This window comes from Pseudochelatococcus contaminans (genome assembly GCF_014195635.1).
Classification (GTDB): Bacteria; Pseudomonadota; Alphaproteobacteria; order Rhizobiales; family Beijerinckiaceae; genus Pseudochelatococcus; species Pseudochelatococcus contaminans.
The window spans coordinates 1-23244 of sequence record NZ_JACICC010000016.1; the positions used below are offsets into that span (position 1 = coordinate 1).

General features: G+C 62.6%; 23 protein-coding genes and 1 pseudogene. 13 read left to right on the forward strand and 11 right to left on the reverse strand.

Annotation, left to right across the window (positions count from 1 at the left end; translation table 11 throughout):
* The 4 genes and pseudogenes from FHS81_RS16835 to FHS81_RS16850 form a co-directional block, all read left to right on the forward strand.
* Window positions 1-294, forward strand: a pseudogene (locus FHS81_RS16835) (calcium-binding protein); the annotation flags it as partial.
* Window positions 295-387: 93 nt separating this feature from the next.
* A complete protein-coding gene (locus FHS81_RS16840; RefSeq protein ID WP_210281793.1) occupies window positions 388-1584 on the forward strand; it encodes a tetratricopeptide repeat protein in 1197 nt (398 codons plus the stop codon).
* 80 nt (window positions 1585-1664) lie between these two features.
* On the forward strand, window positions 1665-1970 hold the full coding sequence (locus FHS81_RS16845) for a TFIIB-type zinc ribbon-containing protein (protein ID WP_183754682.1): 306 nt from the start codon (window positions 1665-1667) through the stop codon (window positions 1968-1970).
* Between the two features lie 3 nt (window positions 1971-1973).
* Entirely contained in the window at window positions 1974-2798 is an 825-nt protein-coding gene (locus FHS81_RS16850; RefSeq protein WP_343052537.1) for a TrmH family RNA methyltransferase, read from the forward strand.
* On the opposite strand, the gene FHS81_RS16855 is transcribed toward FHS81_RS16850, so the two are convergent.
* Genes FHS81_RS16855 through FHS81_RS16870 form a run of 4 tightly spaced genes read right to left on the reverse strand, consistent with a single transcriptional unit; the run spans window position 2788 to window position 6112 of the window.
* Window positions 2788-3393, reverse strand: coding sequence for an HD domain-containing protein (locus FHS81_RS16855; RefSeq protein ID WP_183754684.1), 606 nt, complete (start codon window positions 3391-3393; stop codon window positions 2788-2790). The genes FHS81_RS16850 and FHS81_RS16855 overlap by 11 nt on opposite strands.
* 2 nt (window positions 3394-3395) lie before the next feature.
* Window positions 3396-4010 carry a DNA-3-methyladenine glycosylase I gene (locus FHS81_RS16860; RefSeq protein WP_183754686.1) on the reverse strand — a complete coding sequence of 205 codons (615 nt, stop codon included), beginning with the start codon at window positions 4008-4010 and terminating at the stop codon, window positions 3396-3398.
* A complete protein-coding gene (gene ygfZ, locus FHS81_RS16865; RefSeq protein ID WP_183754689.1) occupies window positions 4007-4876 on the reverse strand; it encodes a CAF17-like 4Fe-4S cluster assembly/insertion protein YgfZ in 870 nt (289 codons plus the stop codon). Before ygfZ ends, FHS81_RS16860 begins: the two co-directional genes overlap by 4 nt.
* 3 nt (window positions 4877-4879) lie before the next feature.
* The gene (locus tag FHS81_RS16870) at window positions 4880-6112 is read right to left on the reverse strand and encodes an argininosuccinate synthase (protein ID WP_183754691.1); all 1233 of its coding nucleotides are present in this window, start codon (window positions 6110-6112) and stop codon (window positions 4880-4882) included.
* A 204-nt stretch (window positions 6113-6316) separates the two neighbouring features.
* Here FHS81_RS16870 and aroA point away from each other — a divergent pair, with 204 nt between their 5' ends.
* The gene (gene aroA, locus FHS81_RS16875) at window positions 6317-7672 is read left to right on the forward strand and encodes a 3-phosphoshikimate 1-carboxyvinyltransferase (protein WP_183754693.1); all 1356 of its coding nucleotides are present in this window, start codon (window positions 6317-6319) and stop codon (window positions 7670-7672) included.
* Window positions 7669-8289, forward strand: coding sequence for a (d)CMP kinase (gene cmk, locus FHS81_RS16880; protein WP_183754695.1), 621 nt, complete (start codon window positions 7669-7671; stop codon window positions 8287-8289). The genes aroA and cmk overlap by 4 nt, the downstream gene beginning before the upstream one ends.
* Before the next feature lie 45 nt (window positions 8290-8334).
* On the opposite strand, the gene FHS81_RS16885 is transcribed toward cmk, so the two are convergent.
* The 3 genes from FHS81_RS16885 to FHS81_RS16895 all read right to left on the reverse strand — a co-directional run bounded on the left by FHS81_RS16885 (window position 8335) and on the right by FHS81_RS16895 (window position 10768).
* A complete protein-coding gene (locus tag FHS81_RS16885; protein ID WP_183754697.1) occupies window positions 8335-8955 on the reverse strand; it encodes a hypothetical protein in 621 nt (206 codons plus the stop codon).
* A 51-nt stretch (window positions 8956-9006) separates the two neighbouring features.
* On the reverse strand, window positions 9007-9678 hold the full coding sequence (locus FHS81_RS16890; protein ID WP_183754699.1) for a DUF1134 domain-containing protein: 672 nt from the start codon (window positions 9676-9678) through the stop codon (window positions 9007-9009).
* A gap of 175 nt (window positions 9679-9853) precedes the next feature.
* Window positions 9854-10768 (reverse strand): 3'(2'),5'-bisphosphate nucleotidase CysQ family protein, encoded by a 915-nt coding sequence (locus FHS81_RS16895; RefSeq protein WP_183754701.1) that lies wholly within the window; start codon window positions 10766-10768, stop codon window positions 9854-9856.
* Between the two features lie 284 nt (window positions 10769-11052).
* Here FHS81_RS16895 and chpT point away from each other — a divergent pair, with 284 nt between their 5' ends.
* Window positions 11053-11715 carry a histidine phosphotransferase ChpT gene (gene chpT, locus FHS81_RS16900; RefSeq protein ID WP_183754703.1) on the forward strand — a complete coding sequence of 221 codons (663 nt, stop codon included), beginning with the start codon at window positions 11053-11055 and terminating at the stop codon, window positions 11713-11715.
* On the opposite strand, the gene FHS81_RS16905 is transcribed toward chpT, so the two are convergent.
* Together FHS81_RS16905 and FHS81_RS16910 are read right to left on the reverse strand one after the other, a co-directional pair.
* On the reverse strand, window positions 11681-12925 hold the full coding sequence (locus FHS81_RS16905) for a TIGR03862 family flavoprotein (RefSeq protein ID WP_210281795.1): 1245 nt from the start codon (window positions 12923-12925) through the stop codon (window positions 11681-11683). The genes chpT and FHS81_RS16905 overlap by 35 nt on opposite strands.
* A gap of 33 nt (window positions 12926-12958) precedes the next feature.
* Window positions 12959-13783 (reverse strand): ferredoxin--NADP reductase, encoded by an 825-nt coding sequence (locus FHS81_RS16910; protein WP_183754705.1) that lies wholly within the window; start codon window positions 13781-13783, stop codon window positions 12959-12961.
* A gap of 173 nt (window positions 13784-13956) precedes the next feature.
* On the opposite strand from FHS81_RS16910, the gene recO reads away from it, so the two are divergent.
* The 4 genes from recO (at window position 13957) to FHS81_RS16930 (ending at window position 18756) form a co-directional block, all read left to right on the forward strand.
* The gene (recO, locus tag FHS81_RS16915) at window positions 13957-14697 is read left to right on the forward strand and encodes a DNA repair protein RecO (protein WP_183754707.1); all 741 of its coding nucleotides are present in this window, start codon (window positions 13957-13959) and stop codon (window positions 14695-14697) included.
* A gap of 111 nt (window positions 14698-14808) precedes the next feature.
* The gene (parC, locus tag FHS81_RS16920) at window positions 14809-17067 is read left to right on the forward strand and encodes a DNA topoisomerase IV subunit A (RefSeq protein ID WP_183754709.1); all 2259 of its coding nucleotides are present in this window, start codon (window positions 14809-14811) and stop codon (window positions 17065-17067) included.
* A 113-nt stretch (window positions 17068-17180) separates the two neighbouring features.
* On the forward strand, window positions 17181-18038 hold the full coding sequence (locus FHS81_RS16925) for a metallophosphoesterase (RefSeq protein WP_183754711.1): 858 nt from the start codon (window positions 17181-17183) through the stop codon (window positions 18036-18038).
* A gap of 118 nt (window positions 18039-18156) precedes the next feature.
* Window positions 18157-18756: an SCO family protein gene (locus FHS81_RS16930; protein WP_183754713.1), complete on the forward strand. Its 600-nt coding sequence runs from the start codon at window positions 18157-18159 to the stop codon at window positions 18754-18756.
* On the opposite strand, the gene FHS81_RS16935 is transcribed toward FHS81_RS16930, so the two are convergent.
* The gene (locus FHS81_RS16935) at window positions 18743-20650 is read right to left on the reverse strand and encodes a glycosyltransferase (protein WP_183754715.1); all 1908 of its coding nucleotides are present in this window, start codon (window positions 20648-20650) and stop codon (window positions 18743-18745) included. The two genes, FHS81_RS16930 and FHS81_RS16935, sit on opposite strands and share 14 nt — an antisense overlap.
* Window positions 20651-20694: 44 nt before the next feature.
* Between FHS81_RS16935 and FHS81_RS16940 the strand changes: the two genes are divergently transcribed.
* Complete coding sequence (locus tag FHS81_RS16940) at window positions 20695-21594, forward strand: transporter substrate-binding domain-containing protein (protein ID WP_246375077.1); 900 nt, start codon at window positions 20695-20697, stop codon at window positions 21592-21594.
* An 18-nt stretch (window positions 21595-21612) separates the two neighbouring features.
* On the opposite strand, the gene FHS81_RS16945 is transcribed toward FHS81_RS16940, so the two are convergent.
* Entirely contained in the window at window positions 21613-21882 is a 270-nt protein-coding gene (locus FHS81_RS16945; RefSeq protein ID WP_183754717.1) for a DUF6460 domain-containing protein, read from the reverse strand.
* A 317-nt stretch (window positions 21883-22199) separates the two neighbouring features.
* Here FHS81_RS16945 and FHS81_RS16950 point away from each other — a divergent pair, with 317 nt between their 5' ends.
* The gene (locus FHS81_RS16950) at window positions 22200-23186 is read left to right on the forward strand and encodes an alpha/beta hydrolase fold domain-containing protein (protein ID WP_183754719.1); all 987 of its coding nucleotides are present in this window, start codon (window positions 22200-22202) and stop codon (window positions 23184-23186) included.
* Window positions 23187-23244: the final 58 nt, after the last annotated feature.

Sequence of the window (23244 nt, forward strand, 5' to 3'; positions counted from 1 at the left end):
GTGGATGCCCGCACGCACTTCGCCGAGTATGGCTTCAAGGAAGGCCGTTCGGCCAACACGCTCTTCGATCCGGCTGACTATCTGGCCGCGAACGCAGACGTTGCGGCTGCTGGCGTCGATCCGCTGGCGCACTACAACACCTACGGCTGGCGCGAAGGCCGGGTGGCATCGTCCGAGTTCGACGCCAACGCTTATCTGGCAGAGAACGCGGACGTGGCTGCAGCAGGCATCAACCCGCTGACGCACTACCTGCAGTACGGCATCTACGAAGGCCGCGAGATCCACGAAGTCTGAGATCGGCCGATAATCTGAACAAGGAAGCGGGCCTTTCGGCCCGCTTCTGCTTTTACAGCTTGTGGCAGTCAACATCGAAATGAGCAGGTCATCATGGCAGAGAATCATGCTGCAACGGATTTGAACACGCGCTATCGCGATCTCAGGACCAGTGCCCAAAAGGCAGCAAAAAGTGGATATGTCGACAAGGCGGGTGAATACTATCTCGAAGCCGCCAGACTATTGGATAACGATCGGGAAGCGCTGCTTTACCGCGCCAGTGCCTTCTCACAGGCCGGGCGAAAGGAAGAGGCGGTCGCCGCTTATCGCCTTTTGCTCGATCACCACCCGGACTATGCCGATGGCTGGACATGGTATGGCATGGTGCTCAAGCGCGCCGGCAACAATACAGACGCCATAGAGGCGCTGCAAAAATCCCTCTCTATAAGAAGCGACATCGATACACGAAATGCACTTGTCACATTGCTGGCACGGGCAGACCGGAAAAATGATGCCCTTGCGCAAGGCTTCATCAATCTCATCGAAAAGGACCGTCGCAGTACGGAATATTTCAACAGCCAGAACGAGAAGCCGGCTTTGAAGGCGACGGAACCTTTGCGCGCCTATAACCCTCGGGCGCACGCGAAAAACATCATAGCGTTCTCCTTATGGGGAGATAATCCGGTTTACGTCCATGGCGCCATTCAGAACGCCCGCATCACGCCGCACCTCTACACAGGCTGGAAGGCACGTTTCTATCACGATGACTCTGTCCCGGCCGATGCGCTCGAAGAGCTGAGAAGGGCTGGAGCGCAAACCATTCGAGTTGTCGATCCTGATCTGGCGAGAGTGAAGCCGTTCTGGCGGTTTCTGGCGTCAGATGACCCTCAGATCGATTTTTTCCTGTGCCGTGACGCCGATTCACGTCTCAACGGACAAGAGCTGATAGCTGTCGAGGAATGGCTGCGCTCGGGCAAGGCGTTCCACATCATGCGCGATCACGTGTATCATATGGAGCTTATCCTTGCCGGCATGTGGGGAGGGGCCGCCGGCCTTTTGCCATCTATCCGTGAGATTTTGCGCAAGAGCCCCAAGTATTTCGATAACAAGTTCGCGGATCAGTTATTCCTCGCAAACGAGGTTTGGCCACTTATAAAAGATCACACGCTGACGCACGACACCTATTACCACTTCAACGACGGGCGGGATTTTCCCGCGGCCTATCGTCTGCCTTATCCAGTTCATGTTGGAGGCGCAGTCAAAAGCATGCCTCATTGGAGAGCAACGGGTGACCAACATCCGCCGGGCTGAATTTTGCGTGCTCCTTGACAGTCCGGGGAATGCGGCCCATCTCATGCGGCAGATTGCAACGGCCAGGGAGTTGAACAGCCATGCAGTGTCCGGTGGACAACCAAACGCTGATGATGACCGAACGAAACGGGGTCGAGATCGACTATTGCCCGAAATGCCGGGGCGTCTGGCTGGATCGGGGCGAGCTTGATAAAATTCTGGAGCGCTCGTCCCAGCCGCCGCAACAGGCGGCGCAGTTCATTCCGCAGCGCGAACAGCGCGAGACGCGGCGTGAAGAGTATGACGTGTCGCAAGATCGTCGGCGCAAGGATGAGGACGAATACAAGCATCGCGACGGAAAGCCGAAGAAGCGCGAAAGCTTCCTCAGCGAATTGTTCGATTTCTGACGCGTGCCTGTCGCATATTCGGCTGTCGGTTTTGAAGTCTGCCACATAGACCGGCCGGACGACCCGCGGGTCGAAGCCTATGTGAGCATCCGCGAACGTGATCTCGTTGGCCGCGAGGGCAGGTTCATCGCCGAGGGCGAGACTGTGCTTGCGGTCCTGTTGCGGCAGAAGCTGCATGCGGTCGAGTCCGTGTTCGTGCTGGACAAGCGCCTGCCGCATATCGCCCACCTGCTGCAAGACGTGCCTGCGACCGTGCCGCTTTATGTCGCGTCTCGTGAGGTGATGGACGCCGTTGCCGGGTTCCCCATTCATCGCGGCGTGCTTGCTGTTGGCAGGCGGCGGGAGCAGGGGGAGGCTGCGGCTTTTCTTGCGGCATTGCCGGAGCGGGCGCTTGTCGTCGGCTTTGTCGGCCTTGCCAACCACGATAATGTTGGTGGCATCTTCCGCAATGCAGCAGCGTTCGGGGCGGATGCTGTGCTGCTCGATGATACGAGTTGCGATCCGCTTTATCGAAAAGCGATCCGTGTTTCTGTGGGCGGGGCTTTGTGCGTGCCGTTTTTCCGTGAGGCATCAGCTCATGCGCTGGTCGATTTGCTAACGGATGCAGGGTTTTCCGTGCTGGCGCTCAGTCCGCGCGGCATGGATACCTTGTCTGCGCTTGAACCGCCCCGGCGGGCGGCGCTGCTATTGGGAACCGAGGGGCCGGGCTTGCCCGATGATGTGCTGGCTCGCTGCCGCACGGTTTCGATTCCGATGCATGGGACGTTCGACTCGCTGAACGTGGCCACGACCAGCGGCATTGCGCTGCACCATTTGGTCAGCCGTTAAAAGCAGCCTCGAACGTGGCGAGAAACCGTGTCTTTGCCGTTTCGGCGTCCCACGGCTGCAGGAACGTTTCGCCGTCATGGGGAAGGGGAAGCGGTTTGCCGAAAAAGCCGCGCGCTTCATCCAGCCCGAACCCGGCGAGGCGCGTTGCCTCATAGAAGGCTGCGGCCTGATCCGCGCGCTTGATCGCCTTGGCTATGGATGCGGGGGGGTGTGGGGGCAGGCCAAAACGGATATGGATCGCCGCCAGCAGGCGTTTTTCAATATCCTTGTAGCCGTCGCCCAAGACCGCCTTGAAGGGGGAGATGATGTCGCCAACGACATATTCTGCCCCATCGTGCAACAGCACTGCCAGGCGCGCATCGCGCGGCAGTTCAGGATCGACGGCTTGTGCAAATTGCGCCACCAGCAGTGTGTGCTGGGCGACGGAATAGATATGCGGCCCCAGCGTCTGGCCGTTCCAGCGCGCGACACGGGCAAGGCCGTGGGCGATGTCTTCGATCTCGACATCCAGCGGCGAGGGATCGATAAGGTCGAGCCTGCGGCCGGATAGCATGCGCTGCCACACGCGCGGCGGTTTTGGGGAACGCGGGGCCATGATCAGGGGCGCGGTGCTTCGGCCAGCGCGGCGCATCTGGCGTGGCAACAGCAATCGACCATGTGATCGTTGACCATGCCGACCGCCTGCATGAAAGCATAGGTGATGGTGGGGCCGCAGAACTTGAAACCTGCCTTTTTAAGCGCCTTCGACATTTTCTGCGAGGTTTCGGTTTCCGCCGGAACGTCCGCCCGGTTACGGAAATGGTTGACGACCGGGCGGCCATCGACAAAATCCCACAGGAAATCGCTGAATGAGCCACGCTCCTGAATCGCCAGCCACACGCGGGCGCTTTCAATGGTGCCGGTGATCTTGGCGCGGTTGCGGACGATGCCCGTGTCCTGCATCAGTGCTTCAACCTGAGCAGCATCGAAACGCGCGATGATTTCGGGGTTGAAATCGGCGAAGGCTGCGCGGAAATTCTCGCGCTTGCGCAGAATGGTGATCCACGACAGGCCAGCCTGAAAACCATCCAGGATCAGCTTCTCGAACAGTGCCCGGTCGTCGTATTCCGGCACGCCCCATTCGTCGTCATGGTAGGCGACGTAAAACGGATCGACACCCGGCCACAGGCAGCGGGCCTTGCCATCGTCATGCAGCCGGACAAAATCGCTCATGCGGCACCGTCCTCGCCGGGAAAGACGAAGGTGGCGAAAGCAGGCTTGTCGAGCGTCAGCGCTATGCCATCCGCCGTGATCGGCTCGCCGGCGGCAATCGCTTCCGCGGCCCGGTCGAGACGCAGACTGGCCAGCGCGCGGCCCGGCGCGACCGAGCCGATGCGGCCGGAAACCTTGGTGCTAGTCAAGACATCCGCGCCCGCTGCCGGGGCATCGCCGGTGAAGGTCACGGGCACGATGCGGGTGCGAGCGGTCTTGCGGTGGTGCATGCGCGACACGACTTCCTGCCCGACATAGCAGCCCTTGTCGAAAGCCACGCCCTGCAACTGGTCCATCAGCACCTCATGTGGGAAGGCGTCGCTCCACGGATAATCCTTGCCGCCTTCCGGCACACCCAGCCCGATGCGATGCGCGTGCCAACTGGCCGCGGAATCGCCGAGCGCCGTAAGGGTTGCGCGATCCGCGATGATCCGCGTGCCGAGCGCGGCAAGGCGCGGGTCGGTGAAAGTGATGCCTTGCACGTCCGGGGCATTCTCATCGCCCCACACGACGCCCACGCCCAAGGACTCCGAGAGATCCTCGACGGTTACTTTGGCGCGCAGCTTGTAAAAGCCGAGACGCTTGGCCAGTGCGGCAGCCTGATCGCCTGCGACATCGAGTAGATAGCCGCCGCCGTTTTCTTCCGGAACGGCGACGGCAAGGCCGTCGAACAGGATCTTTCCTTGCGGGGTCAGCAGCCCGAACCAGCGCGCCTCGCCGGGCGCGAGATTATCGACATGGCTGGTGACAAGGTTTTGCAGAAAGTGAGGGGCTTCTTCTCCCGCCACTTTCACGACGCCCCTGTCCGCAAGGAAGGATACCGGCATGGATTATTGCCCGAGCTTGCGCTTGCGCTGCGCCAGCGTGCGCAGCCGGAGCGCGTTGAGACGGATGAAGCCTTCGGCATCGCGGTGATCGTAGGCGACCGCGCCATCCTCGAAGGTGACGAGATCCTGATCGTACAGCGAGAACGGGCTCTCGCGGCCGACGATGTGCACGCCGCCCTTGTAGAGCTTCAGCCGCACCTGGCCGGTGACGAATTCCTGGCTGGCGTCGATGAGCTTTTGCAGCAGCTCGCGCTCGGGCGAGAACCAGAAACCGTTGTAGATCAGTTCGGCATATTTCGGCATCAGCTCATCCTTGAGGTGCGCCGCGCCGCGATCGAGCGTGACCTGCTCGATGGCACGGTGCGCGTACCACAGAATGGTGCCGCCGGGCGTTTCATACATGCCGCGCGACTTCATGCCCACGAAACGATTCTCGACCAGATCCAGCCGGCCGATGCCATTCTCGCCGCCGAGCTTGTTGAGCTTGGTCAGCAGGGTGGCGGGCGACAGCTTCTCGCCGTCGATGGCGACGGGGTCGCCCTTTTCAAAATCGATGGTGATGTAGGTGGGCTTGTCCGGCGCGGCCTCGGGGGAGACGCTGCGCGAGAACACGTATTCCGGCACTTCGTCTGCCGGGTCTTCCAGCACCTTGCCCTCGGACGAGGTGTGCAGCAGGTTGGCGTCGACGGAGAAGGGGGCATCGCCGCGCTTGTCCTTGGCGATCGGAATCTGGTTCATCTCCGCAAACTCGATGAGCTTGGTGCGCGAGGTCAGATCCCACTCGCGCCACGGGGCGATGACGGTGACGTCCGGCTTGAGCGCATAATAGCCCAGTTCGAAGCGCACCTGATCGTTGCCCTTGCCGGTCGCGCCGTGGGAAACGGCGTCCGCGCCGGTCTTTTCGGCAATCTCGATCTGCTTCTTGGCAATGAGCGGGCGGGCGATGGACGTGCCAAGCAGGTAAAGGCCCTCATACTGGGCATTGGCGCGGAACATCGGGAAGACGTAATCGCGGACGAACTCCTCGCGCAGATCCTCGATGAAGATATTCTCGGGCTTGATGCCGAGGAGCAGGGCTTTCTCGCGCGCGGGCTCCAGTTCCTCGCCCTGGCCGAGATCGGCGGTGAAGGTCACCACTTCGGCCTGGTAGTTGGTCTGCAACCACTTCAGGATGATCGAGGTATCGAGGCCGCCGGAATAGGCGAGCACCACTTTTTTCACGCGCTTGTCAGTCATGAGTCCGGTCCGTTGGGCGGGCGCGACACGGGAGCCCGCGATTTCTGCGACTATAAAGACCGTGGATTAGCACGCAAGCCGGCATATGCAACACCGCACCGCGCAAACGCGTCATTGTTTCCGCAGATGACGCGTCGCGCCGCGTCTGCTAGGAGGCTTTGGCATATGGAGTTGTCCGAAGCCTTTTGTTGAGGAATGTCGATCATGTCCGCAAGCCATCCGGAACCGTTCGAGGTCGTCGCCCGCCCGTCAGCGTCCTTGCGGGGACATGCGCGGGTGCCGGGCGACAAATCGATTTCGCACCGCGCGTTGCTATTCGGCCTGCTCGCCGTTGGCGAAACATGCGTCACCGGCCTGCTGGAAGGCGAGGATGTGCTGCGCACCGCCGATGCGGTGCGGGCGCTGGGCGGCATCGCCGAGCGGCTCGGTGATGGGGAATGGCGCGTACGTGGCGTTGGTGTCGGTGGTTTGCAGGAACCTACCGGCGTGCTGGACTTCGGCAATGCCGGCACGGGATCGCGTCTCACCATGGGGGTGGTGGCGTCGCATCCAATCCGCGCGACGTTCGATGGCGACGCTTCGCTGCGCAAGCGGCCCATGCGGCGCATTGTCGATCCGCTGCTGGAGATGGGCGCTGTCGTCGAATCGGAGCAGGACGGGGGACGCCTGCCGCTGACGATTCGCGGCCCGCGTGAGGCGGTGCCGATTGTTTATGAAACGCCGGTCGCCTCGGCGCAGATCAAATCGGCGGTGCTTCTGGCGGGGCTGAATGCGCCGGGCAAGACCACGGTGATCGAAAAGGAAGCCTCGCGCGACCATACGGAGCATTTGCTGCGCCATTTCGGCGCGGAAGTTGTCGTGGAGCCGCATGGCGAGCATGGCCGGCGCATCACGCTGACGGGCCAGCCGGAACTGGTGGCGCGCGATATCGTGGTGCCGTCCGATCCGTCCTCGGCGGCGTTTCCACTGGTGGCGGCGCTTATCGTGCCCGGGTCGGAAATCGTGCTGGAAGGGGTGATGACCAACCCGTTGCGCACCGGCCTGTTCACCACCCTGCGCGAGATGGGCGCGGATATCGAGGAACTGAACCGGCGTGAGGAAGGCGGCGAGACCATCGCAGACCTGCGCGTGCGCGCCGGCGCGCTTAAAGGCGTTGATGTGCCCGCAGAGCGCGCACCTTCCATGATCGACGAATATCCCGTGCTGGCGGTCGCTGCCGCCTTTGCCTCCGGGGAAACGCGCATGCGCGGCCTGCATGAGCTGCGCGTCAAGGAATCGGATCGCTTGCAGGCCGTCGCGGACGGTCTGGCGGCTGCGGGTGTGGATGTGCGCATCGAGGGCGATGACCTCATCGTCACCGGGGGTGCTGGCGAGGTGCGCGGCGGCGGCGTGGCGGTGACGCATCTGGATCATCGCATCGCCATGTCCTTCCTCGTGCTCGGATTGGCTGCACGCGAGGGGATGCGCGTCGATGACGGGGCGATGATCGCCACGAGCTTCCCGGCGTTCGTGCCGCTGATGCGCGATCTCGGAGGCGAGATCAGCGAGGCGGCGGCATGATTATCGCAATCGACGGACCGGCTGCGTCAGGCAAAGGCACGCTGGCCAAACGGCTCGCGGCGCATTTCGGCCTGCCATATCTCGATACGGGCATGCTTTATCGGGGCGTGGCGCGCGTCATGCTGGACGACGGCCTGCCTCTGGGTGACGAGGCGGCGGCTGAGGCCGTGGCACAATCGTTCAGGCCCGGTTCAGTGGATGAGGAGCGTTTACGCGGGCGCGAAATGGGCGAGGCGGCATCGGTGGTCGCCGCGCATCCGCGTGTGCGAACGGCGCTGCTGGCTTTGCAGAAGACGTTTGCCAGCCAACCAGGCGGGGCCGTGCTCGACGGGCGCGATATAGGCACGGTGATCTGCCCCGACGCCGAGGTGAAACTGTTCGTCACCGCCACGCCGGAGGTGCGGGCTGCGCGGCGGGCGCAGGAATTTGCCTCGCGCGGCGAGCCGGTATCCCTTGACGACATACTCGTCGAAATCCGCCAGCGCGATGAACGGGATTCGCATCGCTCATCCGCGCCGCTGGTGGTGGCATCCGATGCCGTGGTGCTGGATACGTCGGCGCTGGACATCGCCGGTGTCGTCACAGCCGCGCTGGCCGTCATCGCCGCGCGGGGGTGATGAAGCTTTTCAAGGCACTAAGGAGTCGCCTGAATCTGCACGCACTCACGCTGCCGGTTGCTTTTCCGCCGTTTTCGCTTCATCGCCCGCCCGCGCCTCGACGAGCGTGACGAGGTCCGAAGCCACGGCTTCGATCCGTTTGCGCAGCAGCGCATTCTCGCGGATGATGTCTTCCGGCTTGGGAGCGTTGGGCGAGTTGCGACGCAGGAAGTTCAGGCTGACATTGGCGTTCGTCAACTGCACCTGAAGCTTCTCAATAGTCGTGGCCTTTTCGTCGCGATCTTGCGTGACAGTCGCGTTCACGGTTTTGAGTTCGGCGTTTTCCGCCGTCAGCCGCTCGATGGCCTCTCTCAGGTCTAGCAACTCGCGGCTTCTCGCGGCGTCTTCCTTGCCCATTTCGCCGCGCGTCCGGGCGTGTGCCTCGCGCTCCCGCACAAGCTGGCGTTCGAGCTTGCGCGCCTCCACGGCTCCTTCGGCGCGGACATAATCCATCTGCGCCGTCAGTTCCTCGATGGAAATCGGGAATTGCGCCATGAGCCTGTGGCGTGCCAGACGGCTGGCGCGGGTGTTGACGCCGGGCAGGATCATCAGCGCCAGCACGGCTGCCGCGAGAAAGCCGGCGGCGAAAATAAGAGCGGTTTCGAGCACGTCGGTTCTCGCGGTCAATGAACGGTGAAACGGCCTCCGGTCAGATGGAGGCGTTCGGCCGGCAGGAGATCAGAACGGGTTCCAGGTCGATTGGGGCGTAAACTTGAGGTAGCCGATGTTAATGCCAAGCTTGAGGCCGACACCCGTGCGAATCGGTACAAGGACGACATCCTGCCCCGGCTGGCCTTTGCCCGCCAGCGCCGAGACCGCAAATCCGGCCACGATATAGGCGGAGCCGTCGACACCGGCGAAACGCTGGAACAACTGCTCAACCGAAGGCAGGTGATAGACGAGGATCATGGTGCGCGTGCCGGAGCCGCCGAAATCCAGCCCGAACGATGGCCCTTGCCAGAACACGGTGCGCTCGCCCATCGAGCGCGTATAGATCTTGCCCTCGCCGTAGCGCAGCCCGCCGAAAAACGCGCCGGCGGCTTCCTGTCCGAGAATGTAGCCATTGGGCTTGCCCCAGCGCTCGAACACGTTCTGCACAGCCAGCGCAAGCCCGCGAGACGTTGAGCCGAAGAGGCGATGTCCCGATTCGACGATTTCTTCCGGGTTGAAGCCGTCGTCATTGTTGGGGGCGGGCGTGTAGCCGGGCGGCGGAGGTTGCTGCGCCAGCGCGGGGCCGCTCGCTGCAAATCCGCCGGCCAACGCCAGTGCCGCACCGACACCCGTCAGCAAGTCGCGCCGGTTGGGGGCCAGGGTGCGGGAAGGGGCGCAATCCTTACGCGTCGGTTCCATCTGCTGTTCCTTTCAAGGCGTTGCCCAAGCCCTTTCCAAAGCTTTCTGCAAAGCTTCTTCCAGGCCTTTCCGAGTTCCAAGCCCCTCGGAAGCCATACCAAATCCGAATGCTTCCGAAACCTGCGCGTCAAACGTGGCTGTTGCGAGGCGCATTTCGAATCAGGGCATCGCCAGATCAGGCTGCGTCGCCGAAAAACTGTCGTTTGACGCGAGAATCGCCCCACGCGATGAATGGACCGTTAAGATAGCCGTCTTGTGTGCGTCCGTAAGTCAGCGCCGCGCCGGTTTCATCGGTGACGAGACCGCCCGCCGCGCGCAATACGGCATCACCCGCCGCCGTATCCCACTCCATGGTGGGGCCGAAGCGCGGATATACGTCCGCCAGCCCCTCGGCGATGACGCAGAATTTTACCGATGACGACGCGGACAGGTGTTCGGCAACCGGCAGTTTTTTCAAGAAAGCCGCCGTGAGGCCGTCGCCGTGGCGGCGGCTGGCGAGAGCGGTCAATCCTTTTTCGGGCGCAAGACGGGTGTGGATAGACCGCCATTCGATACCGTCCGCCGGCGCGTCGGGCTTCGTGGTGGCGGCAAAGGCCCGTGTTCCGCCGATCCACAAGGTGCTGCTGGCCGGCGCGTAAACCGCCCCCGCCACCGGCACCGAATCAACGATGGCGGCAATGTTGACCGTGTATTCGAGCCCGCCGTTGGCGAAATCGCGCGTGCCGTCGAGCGGGTCCACAAGGAAAAATGCTCCGGGCAATGAAGCGGGGCCAATCGCTTCGCCAGCTTCCGCGCGCGCAGCCGATTGTTCTTCGGCAATGACGGGAACGTCCGGAAAATAGTCCGCAAGCGATTGCAGAATATAGCGTTCGGCCTCGACGTCCGCATCCGTATAGCTTGATCCGTCCTGCTTGCGATAAACGTTGAAACCCCGTGCAACCGCTTGCAGAATAAGGCCCCCGGCGTGGCGGCACACCTCTCCCAGATGCAGCGCCAGCGCGTCCCGCGCGGCATCGTCCGTATGCCAGTGGCTGACATCCGTGAATGCGGTATCCGGTGAAAAAGCATGCGGGTCCGGAGGTTGCGGCATGGGAGCTCCTTGAAGTCGTTTGCGTTCTGTCAAACCGAATCGAACGCAAGTGACGGTAAACGATGGAAACGGCGGCACCGGACGCTTCAATCTCCGGCGTGCGCTATCCCCACAGGTTTATGGCTTGAAATTGCCAACTGTTAACCTGATTTGGGTAGCGTGACTTCTGGCTGCTTTTCAAGGTCGACAGCCAAGTGTAACAGAGTTTTCAGTAACACACTTTTTACCCGATGCGTGGCGAGATCCGCTCACCCGCACTTCAGGTCATATGTAGCGGAGCTTCCATGACTGCTGTATCCCTCGATGCGCTCGATCTCGCCGCCCTGCTATGCAGCCGGGTCTGCCACGACGTGATCAGCCCTGTGGGCGCCATCGTCAACGGCCTTGAGGTGCTGGAGGACGAGGACGACATCTCCATGAAGGAGTTCGCCCTCGACCTCATCAAGAAAAGCGCCCGTCAGGCATCGGCCCGGCTTCAGTTCTCGCGGCTGGCCTTTGGCGCCGCCGGTTCAGCCGGGGCTGAAATCGACCTCGGCGATGCCGAGCAGGTGGCCAAGGGCTTCATTCACGACGACAAACTGTCCCTGCAATGGAACGCCGAACGCCGTCTGCTGCCGAAGAACAAGGTCAAGCTGCTGCTCAACCTTATTCTGGTCGCCACCAACGCCATTCCGCGCGGCGGGCGCATCACGGTTGACGTGGATTTCGGCACTTCGGTTGCAGAGACGCGCATCGTCGTCTCCGCGCAGGGGCCGCAGGCGCGCATTCCCGTCAATGCTCAGGAACTGGTTGCCGGGCGCTCCGCCTCGGGCGAGGTGGACGCACACGGCATTCAGGCGTTTTATACCGGGCAGGTGGCTCGCGCGGCCGGGCTTGATGTCGATTTCTCCATCGACGGAGACATCGTCACGATCAAGGCTGATCCGGTGACTCCAGAAAGCGCATAATTCCTTCTGCCGCCGCAACGCCGGTGGCGAAGGTCGCCTGCAGCAGATAACCGCCGGTGGGGGCTTCCCAGTCCAGCATCTCACCGGCGACGAAAACGCCCGGACGCTTGCGCAGCATATAATCGTCGTCGACTTCCGCATGCACGACACCGCCCGCCGAGGAAATGGCGCGGGCCAGCGGCTGGGTGCCCGTGAGACGCACCGGCGCAGCCTTGATAAGCGCCGCCAGCGCGGCGGGCGATGAAGGCAGTGGGCCACTTTCCCGCACCAGCAGCGCGGCCGCGGGCGACAGGCCTGCGATCTTGCGCAGTGTGGTGGAGGCCGATTGACCCGACCGCGCCCTTTCCAGTCGCCATGCCAGTTCCGCAACGCTCATGCTGGTTTGCAAATCGATGTGGATCGTAGTCTCTCCGTCGCGGTCGATGGCATCGCGGAGGGCTGCCGATAAGGCGTAGATCACACCGCCCTCGATGCCGGTTTCGGTAATCAGCGCCTCGCCATTCGCGGTCAGTCCCGCGCCGGTTACGGCGATGCGCTTCAGCGGCTCGCCTGCCGCGCGCTTGCGTAGAATATCCGACCACGCGACGGTGAAACCGCAATTGGAGGGGCGCAGGTCCGCGACCGTGATTCCCTCGCCGCGCAGCACATCCACCCAGCTGCCGTCCGAGCCCAGTCGCGGCCATGAACCGCCGCCCAGTGCCAGCAAGGTGGCGTCAGCGGCGACAATCTGCTCGCCGTCAGGTGTTGCGAAGCGTAGCCCCTGCGGAGAAAAGCCCAGCCATTCATGCCGGAATGCGAAGGATACGCCAAGCGTGTCCAGCCGCTTGAGCCATGCACGCAGCAACGGCGTCGCCTTGTATGAGCGAGGAAAGACGCGCCGGCTCGATCCCACGAAGGTCGGCTCGCCCAGATCCCGGCTCCATGCCCGCAAACGTCGGGGCGAAAAGGCCTCGATGGCAGGGGACAGCAAGTCCTGTGCCTGCGCATAGCGGCGCAGGAAGGCCGGGAAAGGCTCGGTATGGGTGAGGTTGAGGCCGCCGCGCCCGGCCATCAGAAACTTGCGTGCGGGCGAGGGCATCCGCTCGAACACGGTCACGGCAAAGCCGCGTCCGGCCAGCATTTCCGCCGCGATCAGGCCGGCGGGGCCGCCGCCAACAATATGGACGCGAAGGCCGTTGCCGACCCCGCGTCCGCTTTCAGTATCGAACAATTCGGATTCCTCACGCGCTTTACGCAGGGCGTATCAGCCCACGAAGGCGCGTTCAATCACGAATTCTGCGGGCTTGTTGTTGGCGCCCTCGTCGAGGCCAGCCTTTTCAAGCAGCTCCTTGGTATCCTTCAGCATCGCGGCCGAGCCGCAGATCATGCCCCTGTCGGTGGCAGGATCGAGCGGCGGCAGGCCGAGATCGGAGAAGAACTTGCCGTTTTCGATCAGGTCGGTAATGCGGCCCTGGAACGGAAATTCTTCGCGCGTGGTGGTGGCGTAATGGCGCAGCTTAGCGCCAACGATGTCGCGCAAGATCTCGTCGTTGCGGATTTCCTCGACGAGGTCGAAGCCGTACTTGAGTTCCGCCACCTCGCGAGTGGTGTGCGTGAGGATAACCTCCTCGAACTTCTCGTATGTCTCCGGATCGCGGATCAGGCTTGCGAAAGGCGCGATGCCGGTGCCGGTCGAAAACAGGTAGAGGCGCTTGCCGGGGGTCAGCGCATCCAGCACCAGCGTACCGGTGGGCTTTTTGCGCAGCAGGATCTTATCGCCGGGCTGGATCTTCTGCAGGTGCGACGTCAGCGGGCCATCCGGCACCTTGATGGAGAAGAACTCCAGCTCTTCCGCCCAGGAGGGGCTTGCCACCGAATAGGCACGGTAGAGCGGCTTGTCCCCCACGATGAGACCGATCATGACGAACTCGCCCGAGCGGAAGCGGAAACCGTCCGGACGTGTCGTGCGGAAGCGGAACAGGCTGTCGGTATAATGCGTAACGTCCAGCACGGTTTCGGCGTAGACTCCGGCGGGAATGGCTGCCGGTTCCAGAGTCTTCGTCTCTGCGGGGTTGGAGGGAGCACTCATGAAAATTCGATCCTGAAAGCGTTCGGAAGATATGTTGTCATCGCATACCATAAGTTTTCCAGCCTGCCGACAAAATAATGCATCAACTGGCGTGCCATTGCCTTCCTTCACATAATAAAAATGTTAAATTGTGCCGCTGTGCGTCTATGCCGCGCCCGTGATATGAAGCGATCATGCAGTGGCAGGAGGAAGGCATCGTTCTGGGCGCGCGCCGGTATGGGGAGACGGGCGTCATCCTCGACGTGCTGACGCGCGCGCGCGGCCGGCATCAGGGAATGGTGCGCGGCGGGCGCAGCTTGCGGATGCAGCCCGTGCTTCAGCCCGGCAATTCCGTCGAGGCGGTCTGGCGCGGACGGATCGAGGGGCAGCTCGGCCATTTTCGGGTCGAGCCGGTGGCATCGCGGGCGGGCCGCTATCTCGCGTCCCCGGTGGCGCTGAACGGGTTGGGTCTGCTGACGGAATTGCTGCGTCTGCTGCCGGAGCACGACCCCCATCCCGCGCTCTACGACGCAACGCTGGTGGTGCTGGAACATCTCGACCAGTCGGATATCGCGCCGGTGCTGCTCGTGCGATTTGAGCTGGCGCTGCTGGCGGAGTTCGGCTTTGGCCTCGATCTGTCGCATTGCGCGCTGACCGGCGCGACGCAGGATCTGGCCTATGTCTCGCCGCGCTCGGGCAGGGCGGTGTCGCGGGCCGCTGCGGAGCCATATCGCGATCGTCTGCTGCCGCTGCCGGCGTTTCTGCGTGACAGCGGTTCCGGGCAGGGCTTCATGGCGGGCGCCGGCCATCCGGGCGTGGAGGCCGTGCGCGCGGCTTTTGTACTGACGGGGCATTTTCTGATGCGCGATCTGTTCCGCCCGCGTGAGACGACGCTGCCGGACGCCCGCACCCGCCTGCTCGCGCTGCTGGTTTGAACAGGCGTCTGGCGGTGCGGCCTTGCGGCGGGGGCGATTGTTCGTTATCCGTTCCGTCCGGGACGCGTGTGGCGATTCGACCGGCATTGGTATCGCGGGCATTGGTATCGTATGGGCAAGAAAGCGGATCTGCCGCCATCTGGCGGTTCTGACGGCGGCATCGAAGAGGTCAGCCTGCGCGCGGCGCTGGAGGAGCGTTACCTCGCCTATGCGCTGTCGACGATCATGCATCGTGCGCTTCCCGATGCGCGCGACGGGCTGAAGCCGGTGCACCGGCGCATCCTTTACGGCATGCGCCTGCTGCGGCTCGATCCCGGAGCATCCTTCAAGAAGTCCGCCCGCGTTGTCGGTGACGTGATGGGTCAATTCCATCCGCATGGCGACCAGTCGATTTATGACGCGCTGGTGCGCCTGGCGCAGGATTTCGCGCTGCGCTACCCGCTGATCGAGGGGCAGGGCAACTTCGGCAATATCGATGGCGATAACGCCGCCGCCATGCGTTACACCGAGGCGCGCCTGACTGTGGTGGCGCAGCTTCTCTTGCAGGGCATCGATGAGGATTCCGTCGATTTCCGTGAGACTTACGACGAAAGCAACCGCGAGCCGGTGGTTCTGCCGGCTGCATTCCCCAACTTGCTCGCCAATGGATCACAGGGCATTGCCGTGGGCATGGCGACGTCCATTCCGCCGCATAACGCCGCCGAATTGTGCGACGCCGCGCTCTACCTCATCGCCCATCCGGATGCAGATACCGACAAACTGCTGACCTTCGTGCAGGGGCCGGATCTGCCGACCGGCGGCATCATCGTTGACACCCGTGAAACGATTGCCGAGGCCTACCGCACCGGCCGTGGCGGTTTTCGCGTCCGTGCCCGGTGGGAGAAGGAAGAAGGCGCGCGCGGCGTGTGGTCCGTGGTGGTAACGGAAGTGCCCTATGGCGTCACCAAGGGCCGGCTTATCGAAAAGATCGCCGATCTGCTGCTGGCGAAGAAGTTGCCGCTCGTCGCGGATATCCGGGACGAATCGGCTGAGGATATCCGCGTCGTCATTGAGCCGCGCGCGCGCAATGTCGATCCGGTGCTGATGATGGAATCGCTGTTCCGGCTGACCGAGCTGGAATCGCGGCTTTCGCTTAACATGAACGTGCTCACGTCGGGGCAAGTGCCGCGCGTGCTCAGTCTCGCCGCGGCATTGCGCGAATGGCTCGACCACCGGCGCGAGGTCTTGCAGCGGCGTTCGCGCTTCCGGCTGGGCGAGATCGTCCGCCGCCTCGAAATTCTCGATGGCTTGCTGATTATCTATCTCGACCTCGACCGGGTGATCCGCATCATCCGCGAGGAAGACGAGCCCAAGCCCGCGTTGATTGCAGTGTTTTCGCTGAATGATATTCAGGCAGAAGCCATCCTCAACACCCGGCTGCGGTCGCTGCGCAAGCTGGAGGAAATGGAGCTGCGCCGCGAGCACGATAAACTCACTGCGGAGCGGGCTGGGCTGGAGGCGCTGCTTGAATCGGACGAGAAGCAGTGGAAAGCGGTTGCGACGGAAGTGCGGGACGTGCGCAAGATTTTCGGCCCCGATACCGATCTGGGACGCCGCCGCACCACGTTTGCCGAGGCACCGGAAGCGGCAGCCGTGGACTTGACCGAGGCCATGGTCGAGAAGGAGCCGATTACGGTCGTCCTGTCGGCAAAGGGCTGGATCAGAGCGCTGAAGGGGCACGGAGCCGATCTGTCGTCGCTGCAATTCAAGGGCGATGACAAGCTGTTCCTGTCGTTCCCCACCGAGACCACGGCAAGAATACTCGTGCTGGCAGACAATGGCCGCGTGTTCACGGTCGATGCATCGAAACTGCCCGGTGGGCGTGGTTTTGGCGATCCGCTGCGGTTGATGATCGACCTTGATGAAACCGCCGATATCGTCTCCGCTTTTCCTTATACGCCGGGCGAGAAGCTGCTGCTGGTCGCAAGTGACGGGCGGGGCTTCGTGGCTTCTGCCGACGAAATCGTCGCGAACACGCGCAAGGGCAAGCAGGTGCTCAACCTCGATGCCACCGGCAAGGCGCGGCTGTGTGTGCCGGTCAAAGGGGACCATGTCGCGGTGGTCGGTGAAAACCGCAAGCTGCTGGTGTTCCCGCTCTCGCAACTGTCGGAAATGGCGCGCGGTCGCGGCGTACGCCTGCAACGCTACGGCGATGGCGGTGTTTCGGACGTGCGTGTGTTCGCCATTGCCGATGGTCTGACGTGGACGGATACGTCCGGTCGCACGTGGACTGTGCCGGAAGCCGAAATCGTTGCGTGGCTTGGCAACCGCGCTGATGCGGGACGCCTGCCGCCCAAAGGCTTCCCGCGCGATAACCGCTTCACGCGGTGATCGTCATGGACGGTATTCGGGTGATGACGGCCTTTTCCTGTCATCATTCAGGTTTATTGTACAGATGAGGCGATTGCAGACAGATGCGCCGTATCTGGGGATAAAGACATAAAGTGTTTGAGATAGAAGACAGGCTCGCGTTTCCGGTTTCTCCCGATGCCGAAATATTCGCCATCGGCGATATCCACGGCCACGCAAGCCTTCTGGAAGCCGCGCTTGCGCGGATCGGCGAGGTTCCCCGCGTCGAGGGCAAGCGGCGGATCGTGGTTCTGCTCGGCGATCTGATCAATCGCGGTCCCGAATCCCTGCGGGCGCTTGATCTGGCCCGCGAAGCCGGGCCACGCACGGGCTCGGATGAAGTTGTCGGGCTTTGGGGAAACCACGAACAGATCGTGCATCTTGCGACGCTGCCGGCGGATGATCCACGCTCCGCAAGCGCGTGCAAGTTGTGGATGCAGCACGGTGGCCCCGGCTTTTTGGCGGAATTGGGTGTCGACGACCCATCCCACGTTCGCGAGGCCTTGGGGGCCGATCGTTTGGCTTGGTTCGCTGGCCTGCGTCCATATTATCGCTCTGGCAACGTGCTGTGCGTTCACGGCGGCGTCAATCCACGCATCCCGCTTGCCGCCTTCCTGCTCGCGCCGGTCGAGGTGGACATCGGTCGTCTCGATTACGACCTGCATTGGGCGTGGGTGCGCTATACCTTTGCGCGGTTCTGGCCACGGCAGGAGAGGCGGCGCGGGCATCAGGGCGTTTTCGTCGCCCATGGTCACCTGCAGGGGCATCTCGATGTCGTGACATCAGCAGCCGACCAACTCGCGCGTGATCGCATCAATCTGGACGGCGGCTCGTACAGCACTGGCCGGGCAAGGTTCGCACGGTTCATCGACGACCGCATCTGGCTCGGCGAGGTCGAGGCGCCGGGCGGTGAATTCGACACCCCGCCGGCTGCGTGGCTTCCCGGCGCCTGACCAGCTGCTATTTGCCGCATTCGAAAATATGTGACCTCGCGTCGCACCGGGTTGCGCGCCATGCGCCGGATCGGTATGGGCAGAGGCTCGGGCGTTTTGGTTGTGGAGGAAACGATAAATGGCGGCGACAGGTCTGCGCAGGTACTTGCCCTTTGTGGTCTTTCTGGCCGGTTTGATCGTGCTGGGCGGAGCGATCATGCTGCGGTTGAGCGGCGTGTCGACGCCTCCCGAGCAATCACCTATTGGCGGGCCTTTCACGCTGACGGATTACAACGGCCATTCGTTCACCGAGAAGGATCTTGTCGGCGGGCCGACATTGATTTTCTTTGGCTTCACGCATTGCCCGGACATCTGCCCCTCTACCCTGTTCGATGCGTCCGAGGTTTTGCGGGTCGCTGGCGATAATGCGGACAAGGTGAAAATGCTGTTCGTCTCCGTCGATCCGGAGCGCGACACGGCTGAGGTGATGAAGGAATATCTTGGAAGCTTCGATGAACGCATCAAGGGACTGATCGGCACGCCCGAGCAGATCGAGACGATCACGAAAGCTTACAGGGCCTACTACCGCAAGGTGCCCACCGGCGAAAACCCGGAAGATTATACGATGGACCACACAGCCATCATTTACATGCTGGATAAGCGGGGCCGGTTCGTCAACGCGTTCAATCTGAAGCGGCCGCCGGAAGAAGCGGCGCGGGAACTGCTCAGGTATCTGTGACCCGCACCGACCATCGCCTGCGTGAAAGACCGTGGCCGGTCTTGCGCCAGTGCGACGGGTTGCGGATGAGATCCCGGACACCGCGCCACGCGGCGACGGTGATCATCAGAAAGTAGAGCGGCGACAATGGCAGCAGCCAGAGCAAGGCCAGCCGCCTGCGCCGGGCGAGGCCAACGAGGACTGGCAGAACAAAAGACGCCGTTCCGCAAACCATGACGATGAGGGAAAAGCCGCGCGCCATGGCAAGCGGCCACGATGCTGCCGAGATATGGGGTGCAGCCATCGCCCAATCGACCAGCGTCCATGCCGTTGCCAGAATGAACAACGGCATGCACAGCGCGCCCAGAAGCGTGCCCATCGTCAGTGCACATGCCGCCAGAGAACCGACCGCGCCCAGATCGCGCCATGTGTGCCGCGGATGGCGTGAGTGAGTGATGCAGACTTGCATCCAGCCCTTCAACCAGCGAGACCGTTGGTTGATCCACGCGCGCCAGCGAAACGGCGCTTCCTCGCGGGTGACGGACGGCAAATCCATGATCCGATGGCCGTGCCGCGCAAGGCGAATGCCAAGATCCGCATCCTCGGTGACGTTCCATGCGTCCCATCCGCCAATGTCGCGCAGGACGTCTGTGCGCAGATGATTCGATGTGCCGCCCAGCAGAATGGGCAGCCCCATAGCAGCCAGCCCCGGATTGATGGCGTCAAAGAGCGCAGCATATTCGATAGCGAACATCGATGCGATAAAGCCATCCGCCGGATTGTCGATGACGATGCGGGCCTGAACGCAGGCGACATCCGGAAAGGCGCGGAAAATCGCTGCGGCTTTTCGCAGTTGGTGTGGATCCGGAATATCCTCGGCATCGTAGATAACGACATGACGACCGCGCGCCGCCGCGAGAGCGACGTTGAGTGCTCGCGGCTTGGTGACAGGGCTTCCGGAGGGCACCGTCACGACACGGATATGCGCCGGCAGCCGATATGCGGCGATGGCCGCGTGGGTTTCGGCGTCGTGCGCTTCCAGCACCAGTTTGATGTCGAGTTTTGCGGGAGGATAATCAAGCGCCATGAGTGCGTGCAGCAGTTGCGGGATGACGCGCATCTCCCTGAACAGCGGCACGATCACGGAATAAAGCGGCAGCTCGGCGTCGGTCAGCGGCGGTGCTATGGTGGTCCGAGTGCGTAACGCGGCGGCAACGCAGGCGATGCGCAGACCGGACATGGCCAGAAACACCACACCGCATCCGAGCATGAACAGTTCCACCAGCAGTAGAGGCGACATGATGGCCGTGGCGGCGAAGGCTACTGAAATGCCGGCAAGTGTTGCGCGCTGTCGCCGCGACAGGCCACCATGGCAGGACAGTGCCGGCGCCAGCCTCGACAAGCCCATCGCGGCATCTTCTGCAATGTCCGCAGCGAAGTGGTGCCGAATCATGGTTTCCAGCCTGCTCGGCGATGTCATGGCAACGCCATCGCGCGGAAACTCTTCGCGGCGCTGCAACATTGCCGCTGCCGCAGACCCGTTCGGGGCGACAACAACACAAAGGCCATGACCATCCAATTCCAACGGCAGGCTTAACGGTGTGCGAGTCTCACACGGGCCGATCCTGGGATATCGTGCGGTTGCCGCAATACGCGCCCCGTCCGGCAGCAGGGGGAGGCCCAACTCCTGCGCCAGGGCGTGATAGTAGGTATCCTCGGATATGAGCTGCTGCCCGATTGCCGCGTCAACGGGAGACACGCGCAAATGCCGCGCCCATTGCACGGCGAGGGCAAGAGTCTCCTGCGGGATGCCGTGGCGGTGCAGAAAACTGAGTTCGGGCGGTATATGCTCGTCCCTGTGGCTGCCGGCGTTAATGGAATGGCATGCCGAATATTGTAAAGTGGGCGAGATCATTGACCGCTGCTCCCGCATCTGGTCCGCACAGGATGACAATCGACATGCGCCACCCGCTTACAGCATTGCGCCACATCTGTCATGTTTCGGCTATGCTGTTGGCTGGCGTGCTGTTTTCGGCGACCAACGTTCTGGCCCAGGACAAGGCGGAGATCATTGCGCCGAAGGATCGGGCAGGGGTGATGGTGCCGGGGTTCTGGGCGCCGGAATTGCGCGTGGAAAAGCCGGACCTGATCGGCGCGCGTGTGGTGCGTTTTCTGACCGATGACGAATATCCGCCCATGCATTTTGCCGGTGTCGATGGGCAGCCGACAGGTTTTTCGGTCGAACTCGCGCGGGCGGCCTGCGCCTATCTGGAGATGAACTGCACTGTGCAGGCGCGCCGCTTCGACACCCTGCTCGAATCGCTGGAGGAACGGCGCGGCGATGTCGTTGCAGCCGCCATTCCGATCCGCGCCGGTTTGCATGAGCGGTTCAGCGTCACCGCACCCTACCACCGCACGCCGGCCCGTTTCGTCGCGCGCCGCGGCGGGGAGGGAATGCCGAATTCGTTAGTGGCAGAAGTGGAGGGCCTGCGTGTCGTAGTGGTGGCCGGAACCGCGCATGAAGCCTATATCGCGGCGTTTTTTCCCAAGGCCGAACGGGTCGCGGTGGCGGATCTCGCTGCTGCGCAGGATACGTTGAAGCGCGGTGAGGCGGATTTCATTTTTGCCGATGGCCTGTCACTTGCCATGTGGCTCAACGGCGCGGCGGCCGGCGACTGCTGCGCATTCGTCGGCGGGCCATATCTTGAAAGTCGCTTCTTCGGCGAAGGCGTCGGCTTCATCGTGCGCGAGGAAGATCGCTCACTCCGCGACGCACTGGATTACGCGCTGAGAAAACTATGGGAAAACGGCACCTATACCGAAATCTACCTGCGGCATTTTCCTGTCGGTTTCTATTGACGCGTGCGTGACGGCCCGTCAGGAGCCGCTGCGCAGCAACCTTAGCACCAGCCAGATCGGCACGACCACGATAGCGCCGTACAGAATCCAGATGCCGAGATTGTTCAGGCTGGCAAAGCCCTGATCGATCAGTTCGCGCACGAGCAGAATGGTGCCGTCATAAAGATCGAACGGGGTAACGCCCCACCACGACATGATAGCGCCGACCACGATCGACAGAAACAGAAGCCGGATCAGCACGCCGCCGGGAGAGCCGCCGATGAAACGGTTGAGTGAGCCATTTGACATGCTGTTGCCTCGCTGATCGCTCCGGGTGCCGTACTTTATCGCAACTTGCGGTCGATGCGATGGGTCGGCCGGAACGCAAACTACACTGACCGATGATCCTGCGCGTCATTATCGGCCAAAAAATGGTCCATCTTTTCGCTGGCCGCGCCAATCCGCCATGACCATGGATTGCACCGGATTCGGTTTGCCTGCAATGCCTTTCCCGATATTGGCCGTCATCAATCTCTGTGAAGGCTGTGATACCATTGCCGGCGAATCATTCTGTCAGCCGCGACGCCCGGCGGGGAACGCGCGGCCTGTCTCATGGAGCCAACGCCGTGTCGCTATCTTACGATCCTTTCAAGCTTGAGCCCCGCCTGTTCGATCCGGCGCTGGTCGATGCCGAGACGCGCTCCATAAACGCTGCCATCGTGGAGCGGCTGAATGAGGTCGCGGACCAGTGGAGCCTGCCGCCGGCAGAAGTGCGCGCGGCCCGCGCGGCCGGTCTTGGTGCATTTCCCGCGCCCGTTCTCAGCCCACGTGCCCGCACGCTGGACATTCCCGGTCCGGACGGCAAGGTGCCGCTGCGCATCTTCGAGCCGCAGGACGCCAATGGCCAACCCGTTTCGCCGCGCGGCGCCTTCCTGCACATCCATGGCGGCGGCTGGACTTTCGGCACCGCCGATGGGCAAGATCCGCGGCTGGAGCGCCTCGCGGACCGGCTCGGAGTGGTGGTGGTTTCGGTTGAATATCGTCTGGCGCCGGAAAATCCCTATCCCGCAGGACCAGACGATTGCGAAGCGGCGGCGTTGTGGTTCATCAATGAGGGCGCGTCCCGGTTTGGTGTGGACAAGCTGTTCATCGGCGGGGAATCAGGCGGCGCGCATCTCGCGCTCGTCACGTTGCTGCGTCTGCGCGACAAGCACAATCTGCGGCCCTTCCATGCCGCCGTGCTGATGGCCGGGTGCTTTGACCTTGCGCTGACGCCGAGTGTGCGCCGGTGGGGGGATGAAAAGCTAGTGCTCAACACGCGTGATATCGAAAAGTTCGTCGAGTGCTTTATCGGCGATGCCGACCCGGCGCCAGCTGATATCTCTCCCCTCAACGCCGATCTGCGCGATCTGCCGCCGGTACACCTGAGCGTTGGCACGCTTGACCCGCTGTTGGACGATACGCTGTTCCTGCATGCGCGCTGGGTCGCGGCGCGGAATCAAGCCGAGCTTGCCGTGTGGCCGGGCGGGGCGCATGTGTTCATCGCATTCGGCGGGAACCTCGCGGATAAAGCCCTGTCGCGCGCCGAAGACTTTCTGGCACGCTTCCTCTGATATCTTGCCATTCTGTCCGCGTTTCTCGCGAACGCGGACAGAATGATTGTTGCCTATA

What these genes read in the sequence shown, in the direction of transcription:
- FHS81_RS16840 (WP_210281793.1), top strand. Translation starts at nt 388, where the DNA reads ATGGCAGAGAATCATGCTGCAACGGATTTGAACACGCGCTATCGCGAT.
- FHS81_RS16845 (WP_183754682.1), top strand. Translation starts at nt 1,665, where the DNA reads ATGCAGTGTCCGGTGGACAACCAAACGCTGATGATGACCGAACGAAAC.
- FHS81_RS16855 (WP_183754684.1), bottom strand. Translation starts at nt 3,393, where the DNA reads ATGGCCCCGCGTTCCCCAAAACCGCCGCGCGTGTGGCAGCGCATGCTA.
- FHS81_RS16860 (WP_183754686.1), bottom strand. Translation starts at nt 4,010, where the DNA reads ATGAGCGATTTTGTCCGGCTGCATGACGATGGCAAGGCCCGCTGCCTG.
- ygfZ (WP_183754689.1), bottom strand. Translation starts at nt 4,876, where the DNA reads ATGCCGGTATCCTTCCTTGCGGACAGGGGCGTCGTGAAAGTGGCGGGA.
- FHS81_RS16870 (WP_183754691.1), bottom strand. Translation starts at nt 6,112, where the DNA reads ATGACTGACAAGCGCGTGAAAAAAGTGGTGCTCGCCTATTCCGGCGGC.
- aroA (WP_183754693.1), top strand. Translation starts at nt 6,317, where the DNA reads ATGTCCGCAAGCCATCCGGAACCGTTCGAGGTCGTCGCCCGCCCGTCA.
- cmk (WP_183754695.1), top strand. Translation starts at nt 7,669, where the DNA reads ATGATTATCGCAATCGACGGACCGGCTGCGTCAGGCAAAGGCACGCTG.
- FHS81_RS16890 (WP_183754699.1), bottom strand. Translation starts at nt 9,678, where the DNA reads ATGGAACCGACGCGTAAGGATTGCGCCCCTTCCCGCACCCTGGCCCCC.
- FHS81_RS16895 (WP_183754701.1), bottom strand. Translation starts at nt 10,768, where the DNA reads ATGCCGCAACCTCCGGACCCGCATGCTTTTTCACCGGATACCGCATTC.
- chpT (WP_183754703.1), top strand. Translation starts at nt 11,053, where the DNA reads ATGACTGCTGTATCCCTCGATGCGCTCGATCTCGCCGCCCTGCTATGC.
- FHS81_RS16910 (WP_183754705.1), bottom strand. Translation starts at nt 13,783, where the DNA reads ATGAGTGCTCCCTCCAACCCCGCAGAGACGAAGACTCTGGAACCGGCA.
- recO (WP_183754707.1), top strand. Translation starts at nt 13,957, where the DNA reads ATGCAGTGGCAGGAGGAAGGCATCGTTCTGGGCGCGCGCCGGTATGGG.
- parC (WP_183754709.1), top strand. Translation starts at nt 14,809, where the DNA reads ATGGGCAAGAAAGCGGATCTGCCGCCATCTGGCGGTTCTGACGGCGGC.
- FHS81_RS16930 (WP_183754713.1), top strand. Translation starts at nt 18,157, where the DNA reads ATGGCGGCGACAGGTCTGCGCAGGTACTTGCCCTTTGTGGTCTTTCTG.
- FHS81_RS16935 (WP_183754715.1), bottom strand. Translation starts at nt 20,650, where the DNA reads ATGATCTCGCCCACTTTACAATATTCGGCATGCCATTCCATTAACGCC.
- FHS81_RS16940 (WP_246375077.1), top strand. Translation starts at nt 20,695, where the DNA reads ATGCGCCACCCGCTTACAGCATTGCGCCACATCTGTCATGTTTCGGCT.
- FHS81_RS16945 (WP_183754717.1), bottom strand. Translation starts at nt 21,882, where the DNA reads ATGTCAAATGGCTCACTCAACCGTTTCATCGGCGGCTCTCCCGGCGGC.